At 40.9% G+C, this 18,810-nt stretch carries 34 protein-coding genes; all 34 read right to left on the minus strand.

Annotated features, from left to right (window positions below):
* Nucleotides 1-3 precede the first annotated feature (3 nt).
* The 34 genes from TZ91_RS08810 to nrdD all read right to left on the minus strand — a co-directional run bounded on the left by TZ91_RS08810 (nucleotide 4) and on the right by nrdD (nucleotide 18,799).
* On the minus strand, nucleotides 4-270 hold the full coding sequence (locus tag TZ91_RS08810) for an ACT domain-containing protein (RefSeq protein ID WP_000644123.1): 267 nt from the start codon (nucleotides 268-270) through the stop codon (nucleotides 4-6).
* Between the two features lie 264 nt (nucleotides 271-534).
* Nucleotides 535-921, minus strand: a complete 387-nt coding sequence (rplQ, locus tag TZ91_RS08815; protein ID WP_000331493.1) for a 50S ribosomal protein L17 — start codon at nucleotides 919-921, stop codon at nucleotides 535-537.
* Nucleotides 922-932: 11 nt separating this feature from the next.
* Nucleotides 933-1,868 carry a DNA-directed RNA polymerase subunit alpha gene (locus TZ91_RS08820; RefSeq protein WP_000568988.1) on the minus strand — a complete coding sequence of 312 codons (936 nt, stop codon included), beginning with the start codon at nucleotides 1,866-1,868 and terminating at the stop codon, nucleotides 933-935.
* 42 nt (nucleotides 1,869-1,910) lie between these two features.
* A complete protein-coding gene (rpsK, locus tag TZ91_RS08825; protein WP_001118385.1) occupies nucleotides 1,911-2,294 on the minus strand; it encodes a 30S ribosomal protein S11 in 384 nt (127 codons plus the stop codon).
* A 17-nt stretch (nucleotides 2,295-2,311) separates the two neighbouring features.
* Nucleotides 2,312-2,677 (minus strand): 30S ribosomal protein S13, encoded by a 366-nt coding sequence (gene rpsM / locus TZ91_RS08830; protein WP_000090781.1) that lies wholly within the window; start codon nucleotides 2,675-2,677, stop codon nucleotides 2,312-2,314.
* Between the two features lie 17 nt (nucleotides 2,678-2,694).
* Nucleotides 2,695-2,811, minus strand: a complete 117-nt coding sequence (gene rpmJ / locus TZ91_RS08835; RefSeq protein ID WP_001808836.1) for a 50S ribosomal protein L36 — start codon at nucleotides 2,809-2,811, stop codon at nucleotides 2,695-2,697.
* Between the two features lie 24 nt (nucleotides 2,812-2,835).
* Nucleotides 2,836-3,054 (minus strand): translation initiation factor IF-1, encoded by a 219-nt coding sequence (gene infA, locus TZ91_RS08840; RefSeq protein WP_001029883.1) that lies wholly within the window; start codon nucleotides 3,052-3,054, stop codon nucleotides 2,836-2,838.
* Between the two features lie 116 nt (nucleotides 3,055-3,170).
* Complete coding sequence (locus TZ91_RS08845; protein WP_001050436.1) at nucleotides 3,171-3,809, minus strand: adenylate kinase; 639 nt, start codon at nucleotides 3,807-3,809, stop codon at nucleotides 3,171-3,173.
* Between the two features lie 149 nt (nucleotides 3,810-3,958).
* Nucleotides 3,959-5,269 (minus strand): preprotein translocase subunit SecY, encoded by a 1,311-nt coding sequence (secY, locus tag TZ91_RS08850; RefSeq protein ID WP_033686172.1) that lies wholly within the window; start codon nucleotides 5,267-5,269, stop codon nucleotides 3,959-3,961.
* A 12-nt stretch (nucleotides 5,270-5,281) separates the two neighbouring features.
* The gene (rplO, locus tag TZ91_RS08855; protein WP_000766087.1) at nucleotides 5,282-5,722 is read right to left on the minus strand and encodes a 50S ribosomal protein L15; all 441 of its coding nucleotides are present in this window, start codon (nucleotides 5,720-5,722) and stop codon (nucleotides 5,282-5,284) included.
* Nucleotides 5,723-5,866: 144 nt separating this feature from the next.
* Nucleotides 5,867-6,049 (minus strand): 50S ribosomal protein L30, encoded by a 183-nt coding sequence (gene rpmD / locus TZ91_RS08860; protein ID WP_000057241.1) that lies wholly within the window; start codon nucleotides 6,047-6,049, stop codon nucleotides 5,867-5,869.
* A gap of 13 nt (nucleotides 6,050-6,062) precedes the next feature.
* Nucleotides 6,063-6,557: a 30S ribosomal protein S5 gene (gene rpsE / locus TZ91_RS08865; protein WP_000874202.1), complete on the minus strand. Its 495-nt coding sequence runs from the start codon at nucleotides 6,555-6,557 to the stop codon at nucleotides 6,063-6,065.
* 17 nt (nucleotides 6,558-6,574) lie between these two features.
* Nucleotides 6,575-6,931 (minus strand): 50S ribosomal protein L18, encoded by a 357-nt coding sequence (gene rplR / locus TZ91_RS08870; protein WP_000624044.1) that lies wholly within the window; start codon nucleotides 6,929-6,931, stop codon nucleotides 6,575-6,577.
* An 83-nt stretch (nucleotides 6,932-7,014) separates the two neighbouring features.
* Nucleotides 7,015-7,551: a 50S ribosomal protein L6 gene (gene rplF / locus TZ91_RS08875; RefSeq protein WP_000086624.1), complete on the minus strand. Its 537-nt coding sequence runs from the start codon at nucleotides 7,549-7,551 to the stop codon at nucleotides 7,015-7,017.
* A 192-nt stretch (nucleotides 7,552-7,743) separates the two neighbouring features.
* Nucleotides 7,744-8,142 (minus strand): 30S ribosomal protein S8, encoded by a 399-nt coding sequence (gene rpsH / locus TZ91_RS08880; protein ID WP_000245504.1) that lies wholly within the window; start codon nucleotides 8,140-8,142, stop codon nucleotides 7,744-7,746.
* Between the two features lie 213 nt (nucleotides 8,143-8,355).
* Nucleotides 8,356-8,541, minus strand: a complete 186-nt coding sequence (locus TZ91_RS08885; protein WP_001085697.1) for a type Z 30S ribosomal protein S14 — start codon at nucleotides 8,539-8,541, stop codon at nucleotides 8,356-8,358.
* A 17-nt stretch (nucleotides 8,542-8,558) separates the two neighbouring features.
* A complete protein-coding gene (gene rplE / locus TZ91_RS08890; RefSeq protein WP_000013542.1) occupies nucleotides 8,559-9,101 on the minus strand; it encodes a 50S ribosomal protein L5 in 543 nt (180 codons plus the stop codon).
* Between the two features lie 23 nt (nucleotides 9,102-9,124).
* Nucleotides 9,125-9,430: a 50S ribosomal protein L24 gene (rplX, locus tag TZ91_RS08895; protein WP_000497691.1), complete on the minus strand. Its 306-nt coding sequence runs from the start codon at nucleotides 9,428-9,430 to the stop codon at nucleotides 9,125-9,127.
* Nucleotides 9,431-9,508: 78 nt separating this feature from the next.
* The gene (rplN, locus tag TZ91_RS08900; protein ID WP_000616545.1) at nucleotides 9,509-9,877 is read right to left on the minus strand and encodes a 50S ribosomal protein L14; all 369 of its coding nucleotides are present in this window, start codon (nucleotides 9,875-9,877) and stop codon (nucleotides 9,509-9,511) included.
* 25 nt (nucleotides 9,878-9,902) lie between these two features.
* Nucleotides 9,903-10,163 carry a 30S ribosomal protein S17 gene (rpsQ, locus tag TZ91_RS08905; protein ID WP_000440801.1) on the minus strand — a complete coding sequence of 87 codons (261 nt, stop codon included), beginning with the start codon at nucleotides 10,161-10,163 and terminating at the stop codon, nucleotides 9,903-9,905.
* A 24-nt stretch (nucleotides 10,164-10,187) separates the two neighbouring features.
* The gene (gene rpmC, locus TZ91_RS08910; RefSeq protein ID WP_000772918.1) at nucleotides 10,188-10,394 is read right to left on the minus strand and encodes a 50S ribosomal protein L29; all 207 of its coding nucleotides are present in this window, start codon (nucleotides 10,392-10,394) and stop codon (nucleotides 10,188-10,190) included.
* Between the two features lie 9 nt (nucleotides 10,395-10,403).
* A complete protein-coding gene (rplP, locus tag TZ91_RS08915; protein ID WP_000960946.1) occupies nucleotides 10,404-10,817 on the minus strand; it encodes a 50S ribosomal protein L16 in 414 nt (137 codons plus the stop codon).
* A 3-nt stretch (nucleotides 10,818-10,820) separates the two neighbouring features.
* A complete protein-coding gene (gene rpsC, locus TZ91_RS08920) occupies nucleotides 10,821-11,474 on the minus strand; it encodes a 30S ribosomal protein S3 (RefSeq protein ID WP_000529936.1) in 654 nt (217 codons plus the stop codon).
* Nucleotides 11,475-11,486: 12 nt separating this feature from the next.
* Nucleotides 11,487-11,831, minus strand: coding sequence for a 50S ribosomal protein L22 (gene rplV / locus TZ91_RS08925; RefSeq protein ID WP_000818137.1), 345 nt, complete (start codon nucleotides 11,829-11,831; stop codon nucleotides 11,487-11,489).
* 11 nt (nucleotides 11,832-11,842) lie between these two features.
* Nucleotides 11,843-12,124 carry a 30S ribosomal protein S19 gene (gene rpsS, locus TZ91_RS08930; protein ID WP_000533766.1) on the minus strand — a complete coding sequence of 94 codons (282 nt, stop codon included), beginning with the start codon at nucleotides 12,122-12,124 and terminating at the stop codon, nucleotides 11,843-11,845.
* Between the two features lie 103 nt (nucleotides 12,125-12,227).
* On the minus strand, nucleotides 12,228-13,061 hold the full coding sequence (rplB, locus tag TZ91_RS08935; protein ID WP_000512911.1) for a 50S ribosomal protein L2: 834 nt from the start codon (nucleotides 13,059-13,061) through the stop codon (nucleotides 12,228-12,230).
* Nucleotides 13,062-13,078: 17 nt separating this feature from the next.
* The gene (locus TZ91_RS08940) at nucleotides 13,079-13,375 is read right to left on the minus strand and encodes a 50S ribosomal protein L23 (protein ID WP_001055347.1); all 297 of its coding nucleotides are present in this window, start codon (nucleotides 13,373-13,375) and stop codon (nucleotides 13,079-13,081) included.
* Entirely contained in the window at nucleotides 13,375-13,998 is a 624-nt protein-coding gene (gene rplD, locus TZ91_RS08945; protein WP_000024549.1) for a 50S ribosomal protein L4, read from the minus strand. Before rplD ends, TZ91_RS08940 begins: the two co-directional genes overlap by 1 nt.
* Before the next feature lie 24 nt (nucleotides 13,999-14,022).
* Nucleotides 14,023-14,649, minus strand: coding sequence for a 50S ribosomal protein L3 (gene rplC / locus TZ91_RS08950; RefSeq protein WP_000160197.1), 627 nt, complete (start codon nucleotides 14,647-14,649; stop codon nucleotides 14,023-14,025).
* 82 nt (nucleotides 14,650-14,731) lie between these two features.
* The gene (rpsJ, locus tag TZ91_RS08955; RefSeq protein ID WP_001284513.1) at nucleotides 14,732-15,040 is read right to left on the minus strand and encodes a 30S ribosomal protein S10; all 309 of its coding nucleotides are present in this window, start codon (nucleotides 15,038-15,040) and stop codon (nucleotides 14,732-14,734) included.
* A 253-nt stretch (nucleotides 15,041-15,293) separates the two neighbouring features.
* The gene (nrdG, locus tag TZ91_RS08960) at nucleotides 15,294-15,890 is read right to left on the minus strand and encodes an anaerobic ribonucleoside-triphosphate reductase activating protein (RefSeq protein ID WP_033686170.1); all 597 of its coding nucleotides are present in this window, start codon (nucleotides 15,888-15,890) and stop codon (nucleotides 15,294-15,296) included.
* 5 nt (nucleotides 15,891-15,895) lie between these two features.
* Nucleotides 15,896-16,396 carry a GNAT family N-acetyltransferase gene (locus tag TZ91_RS08965; RefSeq protein WP_033686169.1) on the minus strand — a complete coding sequence of 167 codons (501 nt, stop codon included), beginning with the start codon at nucleotides 16,394-16,396 and terminating at the stop codon, nucleotides 15,896-15,898.
* A 43-nt stretch (nucleotides 16,397-16,439) separates the two neighbouring features.
* On the minus strand, nucleotides 16,440-16,580 hold the full coding sequence (locus TZ91_RS08970; protein ID WP_000521618.1) for a hypothetical protein: 141 nt from the start codon (nucleotides 16,578-16,580) through the stop codon (nucleotides 16,440-16,442).
* Nucleotides 16,581-16,591: 11 nt separating this feature from the next.
* Nucleotides 16,592-18,799, minus strand: a complete 2,208-nt coding sequence (nrdD, locus tag TZ91_RS08975) for an anaerobic ribonucleoside-triphosphate reductase (RefSeq protein ID WP_033686168.1) — start codon at nucleotides 18,797-18,799, stop codon at nucleotides 16,592-16,594.
* Nucleotides 18,800-18,810: the final 11 nt, after the last annotated feature.

Consider the following 18,810-nt stretch of genomic DNA (forward strand, 5'->3'; position numbering starts at 1 on the left):
CTCCTAGATATTATACATAGCTTCGAAAATCGCTGCACTCTGAATATTGATTTTCACATTCAAAATTTGCCCAAAAGCTTCAAATTCATTACGAAGATAAGTGAAATCTTGTTTTTCATCGCTAGAGACGACAGCCATCATCGTGAAATATTCATCCAAGACAGTTTGAGATATATCATCAATATTCAAACCCAATTCTGCAATTTTACCAGAAACACCTGCAACAATTCCAGATTTATCTTTACCAACAACAGTTATAATCGCTTTCATAAGCAAACTCCAATTCTTCTTTTAATAAGAAACCTGAACATTAAACAGGATTCTTTTCAAATAGTATAGCATAATTCTAACTAAAATACTCAAAAACGCCTGCTTACGAAGTTGTTCTTAAGAAAAAAACAATTTCGTAAACAAGCGTCTACTATCTCAACTTATGATGAGTGTTCCCGCTAGGACCGAGATCCTAGCGGTAGACCAGAGCTAGACTAAGAGCACAATACTCCATCATCATAACACTCAACAAAATTGATGATTTTATACTAATTCGATGATCGCCATTGGCGCTGCATCACCACGACGTGGTTCAGTTTTAAGGATACGAGTGTATCCACCGTTACGTTCAGCATAACGAGGTGCGATTTCTGAGAACAATTTTTGAAGTGCCGTAGTAGAAGTGTACTTATCAGTTGCTTCATCATAGTTTTCAGATGCGATTTCATTACGTACGAAAGCAGCTGCTTGACGACGTGCATGCAAATCACCACGTTTACCTAGAGTAATCATTTTTTCAACAGTTTTACGGATTTCTTTAGCACGAGCTTCAGTTGTCACGATTGATTCGTTGATCAAAAGGTCAGTTGTCAAATCGCGAAGCATTGCTTTACGTTGTGAGCTAGTGCGTCCTAGTTTACGGTAAGCCATTTATTCCTCCTTTATTTATCTTTTAATCCAAGACCCAAATCAATGAGTTTGAGTTTCACTTCTTCCAAACTCTTGCGTCCAAGATTTCGTACTTTCATCATCTCTGCTTCAGATTTTTCTGTCAAATCATGCACAGTATTGATACCGGCACGTTTCAAACAGTTGTATGAACGCACAGACAAGTCCAGTTCCTCAATCGTACGATCCAAAATACGGTCGTCAGATTCAGTATCAGCTTCTTTCATCACTTCAGTTGACTTAGCAATCTCAGTAAGATTTGTAAACAAATCAAGATGTTCTGTCAAAATACGTGCTGAAAGCCCTAAAGCATCTTCTGGAATAATTGTTCCATTTGTCAAGATTTCAAGGGTTAATTTGTCAAATCCATCATTGCTACCTACACGAGCAGGTTCCACTTGATAGTTGACTTTTGTAACTGGTGTATAAATAGAATCTACAGCAAGTGTTCCAACTGGTGCATTATCCTTTTTATTTTCATCGGCAGGCACATATCCACGACCACTGTTAACAGTCATAGTCGCTTTTAGAGAAGAACCTTCACCGATTGTAAAGAGATAATGATCTGGATTTACAATTTCAATATCGCTATCTGTCAAAATGTCACCAGCTGTTACTTCAGCAGGACCTTCAACATCCAGTTCGATGATTTTTTCGTCTTCAACGTACGATTTCACTGCAATTCCTTTAATGTTCAGAATGATTTGCATCACGTCTTCACGAACACCTGGAACTGTGTCAAACTCATGTAACACACCATCAATGTTGATAGATGTCACAGCTGCTCCTGGTAGAGAAGCTAGAAGTACACGACGAAGAGAGTTACCAAGAGTTGTACCGTAGCCACGTTCAAGTGGTTCGATTACAAACTTGCCATAATCTTTATTTTCATCAATTTTTGTTATATTTGGTTTTTCAAACTCGATCATTTAGTTACTCCCTCTTAAACGAAAAGCAGTGTAATGCGATGATTATACACGGCGACGTTTTGGAGGACGAGCACCATTGTGTGGCACTGGAGTCACATCACGAATTGCTGTTACTTCAAGACCAGCGGCAGCAAGCGCACGAATAGCTGACTCACGACCAGAACCTGGACCTTTTACAGTAACTTCAACTGATTTAAGACCGTGTTCTTGTGCAGATTTAGCAGCAGCTTCAGAAGCCATTTGAGCAGCGAATGGTGTAGATTTACGAGAACCTTTGAAACCAAGAGCACCAGCTGATGACCAAGCAATTGCATTACCATGCACATCAGTAATCATAACAATAGTGTTATTAAATGTAGCGTGAATATGAGCAATACCAGATTCGATATTCTTTTTCACACGACGTTTACGTGTTGGTTTAGCCAAGACTTTTACCTCCTATATTATTTTTTCTTACCAGCAATCGCAACAGCTTTACCTTTACGAGTGCGAGCGTTGTTTTTAGTGTTTTGTCCACGGACAGGAAGTCCACGACGGTGACGGATACCACGGTATGAACCGATTTCCATCAAACGTTTGATGTTCAAGTTTACTTCACGACGAAGGTCACCTTCAACTTTGATTGCATCCACTTCACGACGGATAGCATCTTCTTGATCTGATGTAAGATCACGTACACGAACATCTTCTGAGATTCCAGCAGCAGCCAAAATTTTCTTAGATGTTGCAAGTCCGATACCATAAACATAAGTCAATGAGATTACTACGCGTTTGTCATTTGGAATGTCAACTCCAGCAATACGAGCCATGTTTTCTCCTTTCTATCTTATCCTTGACGTTGTTTGTGTTTTGGATTTGCTGGGCAAATTACCATAACACGACCATTACGACGAATAACTTTACAGTATTCGCAAATTGGTTTGACCGATGGTCTTACTTTCATTTCTTATCCCTCCAAGTTTTTCGATTATTTAAAGCGGTAAGTGATACGTCCACGTGTCAAGTCATATGGACTCATTTCGACAGTAACACGATCTCCCGCTAAAATACGAATATAGTTTTTACGAATTTTACCAGAAACTGTTGCTAAAATCTGATGTCCATTTTCAAGTTCAACCGTAAACATTGCATTCGGCATTGTATCAACTACTTTGCCTTCAACTTCAATCACATCGTCTTTTGCCACGCAAAAGCACCTCCATAAATTTCGATTCGATGCCTCTAGACACAGAGACAACAATTATAAGTCAGACTATCTCAGTATAACATTTGTAGCGGATTTTTGCAAGTGTGAAAAACGCTTTATTTCAAATTTGTCAATACTTTTTCGATATCTGAGAAGACATCATTGATATCTTGATTACCTTCGATGTCATGAACCAAACCTTTGGCACGGTAGTGAGCAATGATTGGTTCTCCTTGAGCAATATTCACATCCAAACGACGTTTCACTGTCTCAGGTTTATCATCTTCACGTTGGTAGTAATCTTCTTCTTTATAGTCAACTGGTGGGTTAAAGACCTTGTGGAAAGTTTCTCCAGTTACGCGGTGGATGATACGACCACTCAAACGTTCCAAGAGGCTGTCAGGATTCACTTCAATGTTGATGACACCTTCTAGTTCAATGCCAAGTTCAGCCAATGTTTTGTCCAAGGCATGAGCTTGTTCGATTGTACGTGGGTAACCATCCAACAAGAATCCTGTTTCTTTAATATCATCTTGTGAAAGACGTTCTTTTACGATTCCATTTGTAACTTCGTCAGGAACCAATTCACCCTTGTCAATGTATGACTTAGCAAGAACACCCATTTCAGTTTGATTTGCCATTGCAGCGCGGAACATATCACCTGTTGAGATATGTGCAACATGGAATTGTTCTACGATTTTTGCTGCTTGAGTTCCCTTACCTGCACCAGGTAAGCCCATAATCAAAAGATTCATGATTTGATCTCCTTATTTTATTTTTAAATAGAAGCAAAAATTCTTTTCACCCCTATTTAAAAACAAAATAGAAGAGGGGAGACCAAACTCTCACAAATGTTAGAGTTAAACCTCCACTCCCTCAGCATTTACTGATTCCGTAAATACTTTTATTCTGTTCTGTCCATGAAACCAACATACTTACGTTTCAATAGGTAACCTTCCAATTGTTTGATTCCTTCAATACCTGTAGAGATAATGATCAAAAGACTAGTTCCTCCAAAAGCAACTGCCTCTGAAAGTCCGAAAACATCTTTTGCTACGATCGGTAAAATAGAAATCACACCAAGGAAGAGAGAACCAACAGTGGCAAGACGACGAAGAAGTTTAGACATATATTCTTCTGTACCTTTACCAGGACGAACTCCGTGGATATAGGCACCGCTCTTTTGTAGGTTTTCTGCCGCTTTTTCAGGATTAATCTGTACAAACGTATAGAAGAATGTAAACAGAATAATCAATAAAGCATACATGGCAATACCAGTTGGTGAAGTTGTTGCCAGCATTTCTTGTGCTGTTCTTACCCAAGCCCAATCATGACCTGTAGCGCTTAAAAACTGAAGAATAGCCGCAGGCGCTGCAGTAATCGAACTTGCAAAGATAACAGGGATAACTCCAGCAGGGTTTACCTTCAAAGGAAGGTAAGAGCTAGATGGAGCACCTTGTGCAACCTTAGTATATTGGATTGGAATTTTGTATTCTGCTTGTTGAACATAAGTTGTAAAATAAATGATCAACAATACAGTAATAATCAAAATGATTACGAAAATGATAGATGAGTTGATACGGCTACTTGGGACGTTCACAAAGTAGTCCACATAGATGCCCTGAATCATCTCTGGAATTGAGGCAACAATCCCAGCAAAGATAATCATAGAAACACCATTTCCGTATCCCTTATCTGTAATTTGCTCTCCCAACCAAGTCACAATCATGCTACCAGCTGTTAAGATGATACCAATCATGACAAAGACTTGTGGTGTAAGAGCTGTTTTCAACAATTGAGCTCCAGCCAAAGTATTGAAACCAGCTGTAATCCCGATAGATTGCACAAAAGCGAGAACTAAAGCAATATAACGAGTAGCTTGATTCAATTTTCTTCGACCTACTTCCCCTTGTTTACCCCACTCTACAAATTTGGGTAAAATATCCATTTGCAAGAGTTGGACAACGATAGAGGCCGTAATGTAGGGGCTAACACCAAGAGCAAAAACTGAGAAGTTTTTCATGGCATTCCCTGAGACCAAGCTCAACATGTTTAAGAAGGATAATCCACTTAAAGCATTCAAGCTATTGGCATTCACACCAGGAACTGTAATGCTAGTTCCGATACGAAAAACCAAAACGATAAAAATTGTAAATAAAATTTTTGATCGAACCTGCTTGACTTTAAGAGCTTCTCTTAATAATTTAAAAAACATAGGTCACCTCTCTTAGATGACTTCTACTGAACCACCTTTAGCAGTGATAGCTTCTTCAGCTGATTTAGAGAATTTAGCTGCTTTCACAGTCAATTTCTTAGTCAACTCACCGTTACCAAGAATTTTAATACCTGATTTTTCAGCTTTAACAATTCCTGCTTCGATAAGAACAACTGGAGTAACTTCAGCACCATCTTCAAAGACGTTCAATTGGTCAAGGTTCACAATTGCGTATTCTTTAGCGTTGATGTTAGTGAATCCACGTTTTGGAAGACGACGGAACAATGGAGTTTGTCCACCTTCAAAACCGAGGCGAACTCCGCCACCGCTACGAGCTTTTTGACCTTTTTGACCACGACCAGATGTTTTACCGTTACCTGATGAAGTACCACGACCAACGCGGTTACGTACTTTACGAGAACCTTCTGCAGGTTTCAATTCATGAAGTTTCATTTTTATTTTCTCCTCTTTTGTAAAATGCTAGCGCCGATAAGGGAGAAAAGGTTGTCTCCCCAATCAACTCGCCTATACGACGTCATCATAGATGACTATATCTAGTTTTAGGGGATGGTATAGTGCACATCCCCTAAAAATTCATTAGTTTACTTCTTCAACTGTTACCAAGTGAGATACTGCAGTGATCATACCACGGATAGCAGCGTTATCTTCTTTAATAACAGAGCTGTTCAATTTGCCAAGTCCAAGTGCTACAACAGTTTTACGTTGTGATGGAATGCGTCCGATTGGAGACTTAGTCAAAGTAATTTTAATTTGAGCCATTTTATCCCCTTTCTTATGCCAAATCAGAAACTGAAATACCACGAAGGGCAGCAACTTCTTCAGCGCGTTTCAATTGTTTCAAACCTTCAACAGTTGCACGAACAATGTTGATTGGAGTGTTAGAACCAAGTGATTTAGATGTAATATCTGCCACACCTGCCAATTCCACAACGGCACGAACTGCACCACCAGCGGCAACTCCAGAACCTTCTACAGCAGGTTTCAACAATACTTTAGCTCCACCGAATTCTGAAAGAACTTCGTGTGGGATTGTTGTTCCAACCATAGGAACTTCGATCAAGTTTTTCTTAGCATCATCTACTGCTTTACGGATTGCTTCTGGAACTTCTTGAGCTTTACCAGTACCAAATCCTACGCGACCGTTGTGGTCACCAACAACAACAAGAGCTGCGAAACGAAGACGACGTCCACCTTTAACAACTTTTGTAACACGGTTGACAGCAACTACGCGTTCTTCTAATTCAACTGCATTGTCTTTAAATGCCATTTTCTAGTGTCCTCCTATTAGAATTTCAATCCGTTTTCACGAGCTGCATCAGCCAAAGCTTTCACACGTCCGTGATATAGATATCCACCGCGGTCGAACACCACTTCTGAAATACCTTTAGCGTTTGCACGTTCTGCAACGAGTTTACCGACAGCAACGGCTTGTTCAGTTTTAGTTCCTTTTGAAACTTCTTTGTCAAGAGTTGAAGCACTTGCGAGCGTTACACCCGCTACGTCATCAATCACTTGAGCGTAGATGCCTGTATTAGAACGGAATACGTTCAAACGTGGGCGATCAGCAGTTCCAGAGAGTTTTCCGCGAACGCGACGGTGGCGTTTTTGGCGGAGTTTGTTTTTATCTGGTTTTGAAATCACAGTTTTCACCTCTTTAGTTTTAAATCGTGTGCTATGCACAAAGTTGGAAAATAGGTTGGTGGTTGAGAATCAACCACTCAACATTATTTACCTGTTTTACCTTCTTTACGGCGAACGAATTCACCAACGTAACGGATACCTTTACCTTTATATGGTTCTGGTGAACGAAGGCTACGTACGTAAGCAGCTGTTTGACCAACTACTTCTTTTGAAATTCCGCTAACAACGATTGTTGTTGGGTTTGGAAGTTCAAAAGTAATTCCTTCTGGAGCTTCAACTTCGTCTGGATGAGATTTACCAACAGCCAAAACAAGTTTAGATCCTTGAAGTTGTGCACGGTAACCAACCCCGCGCATTTCAAGTTCTTTCTTGAATCCTTCTGATACACCAATAACCATGTTGTTCAAAAGGGCACGAGTAGTTCCGTGGATAGTTTTCATTTCTTTTGAATCGTTTGGACGGTGAAGAGTTACTTCAGTACCTTCCACACGAATTTCAATATCTTTTGAGAACTCACGAGTAAGTTCTCCTTTAGGTCCTTTTACAGTTACAACGTTGTCATTGTTAGTGATTTCTACACCAGCAGGCAACACGATAACTTTATTACCAATACGTGACATGTTTATTTTCTCCTGTTAAATTGTCAGGCCTAAACGGCCAGTTTTCACGGGGGTTCAGATACTTATTTAGTTCAAAAACTGAACTGAACACGCTCTAAGAACTGTGCAAAATAGATAAGTTGGCTTGTTTGTCAACAAACTTCTCCAACTTTCTAATTTTGCTTTGTTCTTTACGAGCTTTGTATCTTGATTTTACCAAACGTAAGCGATAACTTCCCCACCAACATTCTTTTGGCGTGCTTCTTTATCAGTGAGCAAACCTTCAGAAGTTGAAAGGATAGCAATTCCAAGTCCGTTAAGAACTTTTGGAAGGTCTTCACGTTTTTTGTAGACACGAAGTCCTGGTTTAGAAACACGTTTCAAGTTAGTGATAACTTTTTCACCGTTTGGTCCGTATTTAAGAAATACACGGATGATGCCTTGTTTGTCATCTTCGATGATTTCAACGTTTTTTACAAAACCTTCGCGTTTAAGGATTTCAGCAATCCCTTTTTTGATGTTTGATGCAGGTACTTCAAGTACTTCGTGTTTAGCTTGGTTAGCATTACGAATACGAGTTAGGAAGTCTGCGATTGGGTCAGTCATAACCATTTTGTTTTTCTCCTCTTACTAGTAGTTTGCAAGTTGCACTTGCTAGTTAATGATTGAGCTAGGCTCAGATAGTATTGATACATTCAAATGAGAAAACTCTTATTTGAACACGAGCTACAACCTGAGCAAAAAAGATAAATTTGTTTTGGAGCATCGCTCCTACACCAAATTTCCTATTTTTGCTGTGGTTGTTACGCTCTTTGTATCATGATATTACCAAGATGCTTTGGTAACACCTGGGATTTGTCCTTTGTAAGCTAATTCACGGAAGCAAACACGGCAAAGTTTAAATTTGCGGTAAACTGAATGTGGACGACCACATTTTTCACAACGAGTATAAGCTTGAGTAGAGAACTTCGCTGGACGTTTGTTCTTAGCAATCATTGATTTTTTAGCCATTAGATTTACCTCCTATATTATTTTGCAAAAGGCATTCCAAGGCCTGTAAGCAATGCACGTGACTCTTCGTCAGTGTTAGCAGTTGTTACGATAACGATGTCAAGACCACGAGTTTTGTCAACGTCATCGAAGTTGATTTCTGGGAAAATCAATTGTTCTTTCACACCAAGTGTGTAGTTTCCGCGTCCATCAAATGATTTTGTTGGAACACCGTGGAAGTCACGTACACGTGGAAGTGAAACTGAAACCAATTTATCCAAGAATTCGTACATACGTTCACCACGAAGGGTAACTTTTGCACCGATCGCAACACCTTCACGAAGACGGAAGCCGGCGATTGATTTTTTAGCTTTAGTGATAAGTGGTTTTTGACCTGAGATAAGTGCCAATTCTTCAGCAGCTTTTTCAAGGCTTTTAGCGTTTGATACAGCTTCACCAACACCCATGTTCAAAACGATCTTATCTACTTTAGGCACAGCCATCACTGATGAGTAGTTGAATTGTTCTGTCAAAGCAGGAACTACTTCATTAAGATATTTTTCTTTTAAACGATTTGCCATTATACTTCTCCTTTCCTTCGTGATTAATCAAGCACTTCGCCTGATTTTTTGTTGTAGCGAACTTTTTTACCGTCTACAAATTTGTAACCAACACGACCAGCTACACCATTTTTGTCCAAAACTTGAACGTTTGATACGTGGATAGCTGCTTCTTTTTCGATGATACCACCTTGAGGAAGCTCGTTAGTTGGACGTTGGTGTTTCTTAACGATGTTAACACCTTCAACGATAACTTTGTTTACTTTTGGAAGGGCAGTAAGGACAACAGCTTCTGTTCCCTTATCTTTACCAGCGATTACGCGAACTTTGTCGCCTTTTTTTACAAACATTAGGTTTCTCCTTGATTTTTCTTACGCCCATAAGGGCACCCTGGAGGTAAATCCAGGGGACTAGTTTGTTTCTAAAAATTAAAGTACTTCTGGAGCAAGTGACACGATCTTCATGAAGCCACCTTCACGCAATTCACGTGCAACTGGGCCAAAGATACGTGTTCCGCGAGGAGTTTTGTCTTCACGGATGATAACTGCTGCGTTTTCGTCAAATTTGATGTATGAACCATCAGCACGACGAGCACCTGATTTAGTACGAACGATAACTGCTTTAACAACGTCACCTTTTTTAACCGCACCACCAGGAGTAGCTTGTTTTACAGATGCCACGATAACATCACCGATGTTTGCAAATTTACGTCCTGAACCACCAAGAACTTTGATAGTCAAGATTTCGCGAGCACCGCTGTTGTCTGCGACTTTCAAACGAGTTTCTGTTTGAATCATTTCAGTTTTCTCCTTTCAGGTTTGATTAGATGATGACCGCTTCTTCAACAACTTCTACAAGACGGAAACGTTTTGTAGCTGAAAGCGGGCGAGTTTCCATGATACGTACGATATCGCCTTCTTTGGCAACATTGTTTTCATCATGAGCTTTGTATTTTTTAGAGTAGTTAATACGTTTACCATAGACTGGGTGGTTACGTTTTGTTTCAACTACAACTGTGATTGTCTTGTCCATTTTGTCAGATACAACACGTCCAACAAGAACTTTACGATTATTGCGTTCCATTGAAATTTCTCCTTCCCTAGTCTATTATTTCGCTTCAGATTGAACTGTTTTGATACGAGCGATTTGTTTTTTAACTTCTTTCAAGCGAGCTGTTTGTTCCAATTGACCAGTAGCAGCTTGGAAACGAAGTTCAAACAATTCTTTTTTCAATTCGTTTTCGCGCTTCGCGAGTTCTTCTTGAGAAAGACCACGAAGTTCTTTAACAAATTCTTTTACTTCATTAAGTTTCATGCCTTCTCCTTATTCTGCTTCACGTTTTACGAATTTACATTTAACTGGCAATTTGTGGCTAGCAAGACGAAGCGCTTCGCGAGCGATCTCTTCAGATACACCAGCGATTTCGAACATCACTTTACCACGTTTAACTGGTGCTACCCAACCTTCAGGTGCCCCTTTACCAGATCCCATACGCACACCGATAGCTTTAGCAGTGTATGATTTGTGTGGGAAGATTTTAATCCAAACTTTACCACCACGTTTCATGTAACGAGTCATGGCGATACGAGCAGCTTCGATTTGGCGGTTAGTGATCCAGTGGCTAGTTGTAGCTTGAAGACCGTATTCACCGAATGCTACTTCTTTTCCACCTTTTGCTTCACCGCGCATTTTTCCACGGAATTCACGACGGTGTTTAACACGTTTAGGTACTAACATTGGTTATTTACCTCCTTTAGTGTTTTTGCGAGCTGGAAGAACTTCACCACGGTAGATCCATACTTTAACACCAAGTTTACCGTATGTAGTATCTGCTTCTTCCCAAGCGTAATCGATATCTGCACGAAGTGTGTGAAGTGGAACAGTTCCTTCAGAGTATCCTTCAGCACGGGCGATATCTGCACCGTTCAAACGACCTGATACTTGAGTTTTGATTCCTTTAGCTCCAGCACGCATTGCACGTTGGATTGCTTGTTTTTGTGCACGACGGAAAGCAACACGTTGCTCCAATTGACGAGCAATTCCTTCACCTACAAGGTGAGCATCCAAATCAGGTTGTTTGATTTCGATGATGTTGATGTGTACTTGTTTTCCAGTCAATTTGTTAAGTTTCGCACGGAGTGCATCAACGTTAGCACCACCTTTACCGATAACCATACCTGGTTTAGCAGTGTGAAGTGAAACGTTAACTTTGTTTACTGCGCGTTCGATTTCGATAGTTGAAACTGCTGCGTCAGCAAGTTCTTTTTGAACGAATTTACGGATTGCAAGATCTTCATGAAGGTAATCCGCGTATTCTTTTTCAGCATACCATTTGGCATCCCAATCACGGATGATGCCGACACGCATACCAATTGGATGTACTTTTTGACCCACGATTTTACCTCCTTATTTTTCTGCAACAGCTACAGTGATGTGAGCTGTACGTTTGTTGATTGGTGAAGCTGAACCTTTCGCACGTGGACGGAAACGTTTCATAGTTGGTCCTTCGTTTGCGAATGCTTCAGATACTACCAAGTTAGCTTTATCCAAACCAAAGTTGTTTTCAGCGTTAGCTACAGCTGAGTTCAAAACTTTCAAGATGATTTCAGCGGCTTTGTTTGGAGTGAATGTCAAGATTGCGATTGCATCGGCTACGCTTTTACCACGGATGTTATCAAGAACAAGACGTGATTTACGAGGTGAAACACGTACTGTACGAGCCATTGCTTTAGCTGAAGTAATTTCTGCCATTTATGTTCTCCTTATTTTCTACGTGTTTTCTTGTCGTCTGCAGCGTGACCTTTGTAAGTACGAGTTGGTGCAAATTCACCAAGTTTGTGACCTACCATGTCTTCTTGGATGTAAACAGGTACGTGTTTACGTCCGTCATAAACTGCAATAGTGTAACCAATGAAACTTGGGAAGATCGTTGAACGACGTGACCAAGTTTTAATAACTTTTTTCTTTTCGTCGTTAGCTTGAGCTTCAACTTTTTTCATCAAATGCTCATCGACGAAAGGTCCTTTTTTAAGACTGCGTCCCATTTTTATATTTTCTCCTTTAAATGTTGTACCACAGCGGCTTGCGCTCCTATGGAGCGCTACCGAGCTGGCGGATTTACTAGTTGCTTAAGCGACTAGTTTAATATTATTTCTCGTTGCGACGACGAACGATAAGTTTGTCAGATTTCGCTTTCTTGTTACGAGTTTTAAGACCAAGAGCAGGTTTGCCCCATGGAGTAGATGGTGCTTTACGACCAACTGGTGCTTTACCTTCACCACCACCGTGTGGGTGATCGTTAGGGTTCATTACAGAACCACGAACTGTTGGACGGATACCTTTCCAACGGCTACGTCCTGCTTTACCAAGGTTTACAAGTCCGTGTTGTTCGTTTCCGACAACACCAACTGTAGCACGGCAAGTTCCAAGAATCATACGAACTTCACCTGATTGAAGACGAACAAGAACGTATTTACCTTCAGAACCCAATACTTGAGCAGATGCACCAGCAGCACGTACCAATTCACCACCACGACCAGGTTTCAACTCGATGTTGTGGATCAAAGTACCAACTGGGATGTTAGCAAGTGGAAGAGCGTTTCCGACTTTGATATCTGCTTCTGGACCTGAAACGATACGTTGACCTACTTCAAGACCTTTTGGAGCGATGATGTATGCTTTCACACCGTCAGTGTAGTGTACAAGAGCGATGTTTGCAGAACGGTTTGGATCGTACTCGATTGTTTTAACAACTGCTTCAACATTGTCTTTGTTACGTTTGAAGTCAACCAAACGGTAGAAACGTTTGTGTCCACCACCTTGGTGACGAACTGTGATACGACCGTTGTTGTTACGACCAGCCTTGCTCTTCAATGCAACAAGCAATGATTTTTCAGGAGTGCTTGTTGTGATTTCAGCGAAATCCAAAGAAGTCATATTACGGCGACCGTTTGTTGTTGGTTTATAAACACGAATTCCCACGATATTTCCTCCTTAGATTATTCAGCTTCAGCAGCAAACAACTCGATTGCTTTAGAATCAGCTGTAAGTGTGATGATAGCTTTTTTAGTTTTGTTAGTAAAACCAGTGTAACGTCCAACACGTTTAGCTTTTGGTTTTACGTTGATTGTGTTAACATTAGCAACTTTAACACCTTCGAAAGCAGCTTCAACAGCTTGCTTGATCAAAAGTTTGTGTGCACGAGTGTCAACTTCAAATACATATTTTCCTGCTTCAAGTTGAGCCATTGAGCTTTCAGTGATTACAGGTTTTTTGATAACATCATACAAATTCATTATGCAAGAACCTCCTCGATTTTAGAGATAGCTGCTTGAGTAACAAGAAGTTTGTCACTATTTGCGATGTCAAGAACACTTGCAGTTGTAGCAGTCGCAACTTTCACGTTTGGAAGGTTACGAGCTGAAAGAGCTGCGAATTCGTTTCCTTCTTCAAGAATAACAAGGACTTTAGAATCGATGCTCAAAGCTGCAAGAACTTTTGCAAATTCAGCAGTTTTTGGAGCTGTAAATTCAAGAGAATCAACGGCTACAAATTTATTTTCAGCAACTTTTTCTGAGTAAACAGATTTAAGCGCAAGGCGACGAACTTTTTGAGGAAGTTTGTACGCATAGCTACGTGGAGTAGGTCCGAAGACGATTCCACCACCACGCCATTGTGGAGAGCGGATAGAACCTTGACGAGCACGTCCAGTTCCTTTTTGACGCCATGGTTTGCGTCCGCCACCTGAAACAGCTGAGCGGTTTTTAACTGCGTGAGTTCCTTGACGAAGGCTAGCACGTTGGCTGATGATTACATCAAACACAACAGATTGGTTTGGTTCGATACCAAAGATTGCATCGTTAAGAACAACTTCGCCCGCTTGTTTACCAGTTTGGTCGAATAATGTTACATTTGCCATTTTGACTGTATTCCCCTTTCCTTATTATTTACCAGCTTTAACTGCTGACTTGATAGTGATAAGAGATTTCTTAGCACCTGGTACGTTACCTTTGATAAGGATAACGTTCTTTTCTGGAACAACTTGTACAACTTCAAGGTTTTGAATTGTTACACGGTCGCCACCCATACGTCCTGCAAGGTTTTTACCCTTGAATACGCGGTTAGGTGCAACAGGTCCCATAGAACCTGGACGACGGTGGTAACGAGAACCGTGAGCCATTGGTCCACGTGATTGTCCGTGACGTTTGATAACACCTTGGAAACCTTTACCTTTAGAAGTACCAGTTACGTCAACAACGTCCCCAGCTGCGAATGTTTCAACTGTAATTTCAGCACCAACTTCCAAGCCTTCAACGTTTTTGAATTCACGAATGAAGCGCTTAGGAGCCGTGTTAGCTTTCGCTACATGTCCTTTAGCAGGTTTGTTGCTCAACACTTCGCGTTTGTCATCGAAACCAACTTGGATAGCGTTGTATCCATCTGTTTCAACAGTTTTAACTTGAAGAACAACGTTTGGAGTTGCTTCAATAACTGTTACAGGGATCAATTCGCCAGCTTCAGTGAAGATTTGAGTCATTCCCACTTTTTTCCCTAAGATTCCTTTTGTCATGAGAAAATAGTTCCTTTTCTATATTTTTTATTCAAAAAGTTTTTAACGAGCGTTTTTTATGCTCAAGGTATCAAGCTTTAGATTAAAGTTTGATTTCTACGTTTACACCACTTGGAAGATCCAATTTCATCAAAGCATCAACTGTTTTTTGAGTTGGGTTAACGATATCGATCAAACGTTTGTGTGTACGCATTTCAAATTGTTCGCGAGAGTCTTTGTATTTGTGAGTCGCACGAATGATTGTGTAGAGGCTACGTTCAGTTGGAAGTGGGATTGGACCCGCAACTTGTGCACCTGTACGAGTAGCTGATTCTACGATTTTTGCAGCCGCTGTGTCAAGCGTACGGTGTTCGTAAGCTTTCAAACGGATACGGATTTTTTTGTTTGCCATCTTTTTCTCCTTTTCGTCTATTTAAGATAATAGGCTAGCTCCACAAGAAAACCGACGCGGTGTTGCGTGGCAATGCAACCGAGCGTGTCGCAACCTCTTGCATCAAAGCTAAGGCTGTAATTTACAGCACCATAATAGAATAACACAAAGCCCCTGCGATTGCAAGGGATTTGTTGCTGTTTTTTAAAATTTTTAACATGAAAATGTTTTCCTTTTTGACAGGTCATTTATTTAAGTATTTTATAGAAGAAAGTTACTCTCTCTTCACCTGTTCATAGCTTTCTTTCCCGTCATTGAGTTTATCCCAAATCACTACTTGCCCACTTTTGAGAGATTTTTGCACATCGATGATACGTTGATTGGACGAACCTCGAAACTGGAGCATGAGATTTCTCTTAGTTCGATCGTATCGTCCGTCGACAAGAATGTCAATCAATGATAAGAGTTCCAGTTTATCTGGAGTTTCCAACATCATTTCTTCCCAAGTATATCCCGTCCAGGACCAGATGTCTTTATCTGGCAATTCCTTACGAATGCGTTTAACGAGAGGCAAGAGAATGCCCGTATTGAGAAAGGGCTCCCCTCCCAGTAAGGTTAACCCCTGAACATAAGGCTGGGCAAGATCTGCCATGATTTGTTCTTCTAATTCTGCTGTATAGGGGATGCCAGCATTGAAAGACCAGGTCGCTACATTATAACACCCCTCGCAGTGGAACATACAGCCTGCGACATAGAGGGAGTTGCGCACGCCTTCTCCATCGACAAAGTTAAAGGCCTTGTAATCAATAATCCGCCCTTTACTAAGCTCCTCGCTTTTCCATTCACCAGGTTTTGGTGTATTCCATGTCATGCTGTCTACTCCAAGTCTATCCAATAGCGCTCCGTTCCGTTTCGAACATCCTCCAACTCCCCACCATTAGCTAAGATAACAGCTCGGCTTGCTGGATTTTCTGTGCTACAAGTCACTAAAGCTCGTTTAATATTCTTTTCCTTAGCAACTTGCAAGCCCTGACGGAGAGTTTCCTTAGTATAACCCTTGCCTCTTTCTGATGGACGAATGGAGTAGCCAATGTGGCCACCTTCTTCTAGTAAAAAGTTACTGAGACGCAACCGGAGATTAAGAAATCCAATTGCTTTACCTTTCACAGAAAAAGCTACTAACTGAATTGCGGGAACCCATCCTTCAGTCAAATTAATCCCCATTTCCTGATTCTGATTACTTTCCAACCATTCCTCATAAGAAAAATTTTCTGTATCCCAGAAACCACCGTCGTGAGGCGACTGATATTTTTCAAACTCTGCCATCATCTCTAAAACTGTTTCTTTATCTGCTAATCTTGGTCTGCGTAATTCCATCCTTACCTCCCACTAAGAGAAAAGCGAGAGCTGACTCTCACTTTTATTTCTTCTTATTCTTATTTAAAAATTGTTCTCTGAGGTTGAGCAAGCGTTCTTTTTTACCAGCTCCACCCTTAGAATGTTTCTCGTGATAACGGGTCACTTGTGCGCGCCCCTTATCGTCTAATTGATATTTTCCCATTTCATTTCTTTCTAATTTGTTACTTGATGCCCAGCTATTTTAATCGTTGAGCCATTCATGTGTTTGACACGCGCTGCGATTTCCTTGTGACGACCGTTGACCATTGGTCTAGCTTGAGGATTGCCTAGATAGCCACAAGTACGTTTAACAACGTCGACTGTTTTAGGGTCACTATTGCCACAGTTTGGACAAGCAAATCCTCTTTCAGTTGGTTCAAAATCACCTTCGAAGTCACACTTGTAGCAACGGTCAATTGGAGTATTGGTTCCCAGATAGCCCACACAGTCATAAGCATAATCCCAGACAGCTTCCAAGGCCTTTGGATTTTGCTGGAGGACTGGATACTCACAGTAATGGATGAAACCACCTGACGCACCTGCTTCTGGATAGACTTTCTCAAAGTCCAATTTTTCAAACGGTGTTGGATTTTTACGAACATCATAGTGGAAAGAGTTGGTGTAGTATTCCTTATCTGTAATATCAGGAATAGAGCCAAATTTCTCTGTATCTAGTCGGCAGAAACGGTCTGTCAAACTTTCAGACGGTGTTGAGTAGATAGAGAAATGGTAGCCATATTGGTCAGACCACTCTTCTACACGGCGTTTCATATCGCGAATGATATCTAGCGTGAATTTCTTAGCATCTGGATTACTTTCCCAGCTGTTTCCAAAGAAAACAGTCGCTACTTCATACAAACCGATATAGCCCAGCGAAACTGTCGCACGACGATTCTTAAAGAGCTGGTCAACACTTTCTTCTTTACCTAGACGATGACCAAAAGCACCGTATTGATAAAGGATAGGAGCATTAGCTGGTGTCGCTTCCTTGGTCCGTTCAACACGATAAACCAGGGCATCTTCAGCGATATTCATACGCTCGTTGAAGATTTCCCAGAACTTGTTCATATCTCCTTCAGACTCGAGAGCAATACGAGGCAGGTTAACCGTCACAACACCCAGATTCATACGGCCTGAATTGACTTCCACACCATTTTCATCCTTCCATCCTTGAAGGAACGAACGGCAACCCATAGGCACCTTGAAGGATCCTGTCAAGTCAACAATCTTATCATAAGACAAGACGTCTGGGTACATCCGTTTGGTTGCACACTCAAGAGCCAATTGCTTGATGTCGTAGTTAGGCGAACCTTCTTCTAAATTAAGACCTCTTTTAAGGGTAAAGATGAGTTTAGGGAAGATAGCTGTACGGTGTTCTGAACCAAGCCCCTTGATACGAATGTTTAAAATAGCTTTTTGAATTTCCCGCTCAAAACGATTGGTTCCTAGACCAAAACCTAGCGAAGTAAAAGGTGTTTGTCCATTTGAAGTGAAGAGAGTATTGATTTCATACTCGAGAGATTGCATGGCATCATAAATGTCCTTTTGCGTTTTCTTCCAAGCGTAATCTTCCCGTTTTTCAGGCAAAACCCATTCTTCCGCATCTTTGAGGTGTTTTTGGTAATTCTTCTCTGCGTAAGGCGCCAAGACTTCATCGATACGGTCAGCTGAACAGCCACCGTACTGGCTAGAAGCAACGTTGGCGATAATTTGAGAAATCTGAGCTGTCGCAGTCTGGATAGACTTGGGACTTTCTACCTCTGCATTTCCAATCTTAAAACCATTTTCCAACATCCCCTTGAAATCAATCAAACAGCAGTTAGTCATAGGGGTATAGGGACTGTAGTCCAAATCGTGATAGTGGATATCCCCTTTTTGGTGGGCATTGGCTACGTGCTTAGGAAGCATTTGCAGTCCGATTGATTTCCCAACAATCCCTGCTGTCAAATCACGCTGGGTATTAAAGACATCGCTGTCTTTATTAGCATTTTCATTGACAACTGCTTGGTCTTTATCGAGAAGTTTATGAATACTAAAGTTAATATCTGTCGCTTTTGAGCGCTCGAAATCCCTCTGTGTTCGATAAGTGATATACTCTTCAGCCAGCGCATATTCTTTGGCTTCGAGGAGTTCATGTTCTACGATATTTTGAATTTCGTAAATCTTAACTCCCTTTGGAAAGCGACTATGAATTTCTGTGACAATTCGCTCGGTCAGAGCATTTAGGCGCTTTTCAACCAAGGGTGTCACATCCATAACCTTGTCTGCCGCCTTGTGGAGAGCCTTATCAATCTTGTCCACATCAAATACAACACGTCTCCCATCTCGTTTTTCAACGAAGAGGGTTGGTAAGGTTGTAATTTTTTCTTCTAGTGCAATCATATGCATGCTCT

Source organism: Streptococcus mitis, assembly GCF_000960025.1.
Lineage (GTDB): Bacteria > Bacillota > Bacilli > Lactobacillales > Streptococcaceae > Streptococcus > Streptococcus mitis_DH.

Coding starts and splice junctions, on each gene's coding strand:
- TZ91_RS08820 (WP_000568988.1), bottom strand. CDS start 1,868: ATGATCGAGTTTGAAAAACCAAATATAACAAAAATTGATGAAAATAAA.
- rpsH (WP_000245504.1), bottom strand. CDS start 8,142: ATGGTTATGACTGACCCAATCGCAGACTTCCTAACTCGTATTCGTAAT.
- rplF (WP_000086624.1), bottom strand. CDS start 7,551: ATGTCACGTATTGGTAATAAAGTTATCGTGTTGCCTGCTGGTGTAGAA.
- rplO (WP_000766087.1), bottom strand. CDS start 5,722: ATGAAACTTCATGAATTGAAACCTGCAGAAGGTTCTCGTAAAGTACGT.
- nrdG (WP_033686170.1), bottom strand. CDS start 15,890: ATGACATGGAATACACCAAAACCTGGTGAATGGAAAAGCGAGGAGCTT.
- rplX (WP_000497691.1), bottom strand. CDS start 9,430: ATGTTTGTAAAAAAAGGCGACAAAGTTCGCGTAATCGCTGGTAAAGAT.
- rpmC (WP_000772918.1), bottom strand. CDS start 10,394: ATGAAACTTAATGAAGTAAAAGAATTTGTTAAAGAACTTCGTGGTCTT.
- secY (WP_033686172.1), bottom strand. CDS start 5,269: ATGTTTTTTAAATTATTAAGAGAAGCTCTTAAAGTCAAGCAGGTTCGA.
- rplQ (WP_000331493.1), bottom strand. CDS start 921: ATGGCTTACCGTAAACTAGGACGCACTAGCTCACAACGTAAAGCAATG.
- rplP (WP_000960946.1), bottom strand. CDS start 10,817: ATGTTAGTACCTAAACGTGTTAAACACCGTCGTGAATTCCGTGGAAAA.
- rpsJ (WP_001284513.1), bottom strand. CDS start 15,040: ATGGCAAACAAAAAAATCCGTATCCGTTTGAAAGCTTACGAACACCGT.
- rpsQ (WP_000440801.1), bottom strand. CDS start 10,163: ATGGAACGCAATAATCGTAAAGTTCTTGTTGGACGTGTTGTATCTGAC.
- rplC (WP_000160197.1), bottom strand. CDS start 14,649: ATGACAAAAGGAATCTTAGGGAAAAAAGTGGGAATGACTCAAATCTTC.
- TZ91_RS08845 (WP_001050436.1), bottom strand. CDS start 3,809: ATGAATCTTTTGATTATGGGCTTACCTGGTGCAGGTAAGGGAACTCAA.
- rplN (WP_000616545.1), bottom strand. CDS start 9,877: ATGATTCAAACAGAAACTCGTTTGAAAGTCGCAGACAACAGCGGTGCT.
- rplV (WP_000818137.1), bottom strand. CDS start 11,831: ATGGCAGAAATTACTTCAGCTAAAGCAATGGCTCGTACAGTACGTGTT.
- nrdD (WP_033686168.1), bottom strand. CDS start 18,799: ATGATTGCACTAGAAGAAAAAATTACAACCTTACCAACCCTCTTCGTT.
- rplD (WP_000024549.1), bottom strand. CDS start 13,998: ATGGCAAATGTAACATTATTCGACCAAACTGGTAAACAAGCGGGCGAA.
- TZ91_RS08810 (WP_000644123.1), bottom strand. CDS start 270: ATGAAAGCGATTATAACTGTTGTTGGTAAAGATAAATCTGGAATTGTT.
- TZ91_RS08970 (WP_000521618.1), bottom strand. CDS start 16,580: ATGGGAAAATATCAATTAGACGATAAGGGGCGCGCACAAGTGACCCGT.
- TZ91_RS08965 (WP_033686169.1), bottom strand. CDS start 16,396: ATGGAATTACGCAGACCAAGATTAGCAGATAAAGAAACAGTTTTAGAG.
- TZ91_RS08885 (WP_001085697.1), bottom strand. CDS start 8,541: ATGGCTAAAAAATCAATGATTGCTAAGAACAAACGTCCAGCGAAGTTC.
- rpmD (WP_000057241.1), bottom strand. CDS start 6,049: ATGGCTCAAATTAAAATTACTTTGACTAAGTCTCCAATCGGACGCATT.
- rpsS (WP_000533766.1), bottom strand. CDS start 12,124: ATGGGACGCAGTCTTAAAAAAGGACCTTTCGTCGATGAGCATTTGATG.
- rpmJ (WP_001808836.1), bottom strand. CDS start 2,811: ATGAAAGTAAGACCATCGGTCAAACCAATTTGCGAATACTGTAAAGTT.
- rpsE (WP_000874202.1), bottom strand. CDS start 6,557: ATGGCATTTAAAGACAATGCAGTTGAATTAGAAGAACGCGTAGTTGCT.
- rplE (WP_000013542.1), bottom strand. CDS start 9,101: ATGGCAAATCGTTTAAAAGAAAAATATCTTAATGAAGTAGTTCCTGCT.
- rpsM (WP_000090781.1), bottom strand. CDS start 2,677: ATGGCTCGTATTGCTGGAGTTGACATTCCAAATGACAAACGCGTAGTA.
- TZ91_RS08940 (WP_001055347.1), bottom strand. CDS start 13,375: ATGAATTTGTATGATGTTATCAAAAAACCTGTAATCACTGAAAGCTCA.